The 253-nt window shown below is 47.0% G+C and carries 1 protein-coding gene; it reads left to right on the top strand.

Annotated elements, in window-relative coordinates:
- Positions 1 to 74: 74 nt before the first annotated feature.
- The coding region (locus JUI58_RS03390) for a hypothetical protein (RefSeq protein WP_204102336.1) at positions 75 to 253 on the top strand (179 nt) is incomplete at its 3' end.

Here is a 253-nt window from a genome sequence, read left to right as displayed (position 1 = left end):
TCTCTCGGAACAGTCGCACCTTGCCCCAAGAGATTATCATAGTTAACCTAGAGCCAAACTAAGGAGTAAAACTTATGCTACAAAACTATCGTCAACAGGCCGCAGACCGCGCTAAACTGGGCATTCCTCCCTTACCCTTAAATGCCGCGCAAACTTCAGAACTTTGCGAAATGCTGAAAAATCCCCCCGAAGCGGAAAAAGAAGAATTACTAATGTTATTGCGCGATCGCATTCCTCCCGGTGTCGATGAAGC

The organism is Spirulina sp. CCY15215 (assembly GCF_016888125.1).
Taxonomy (GTDB): Bacteria; Cyanobacteriota; Cyanobacteriia; order Cyanobacteriales; family Spirulinaceae; genus CCY15215.
Note: the sequence above shows the minus strand (reverse complement) of the source record. Positions and strands in the feature narration are given on the sequence as shown.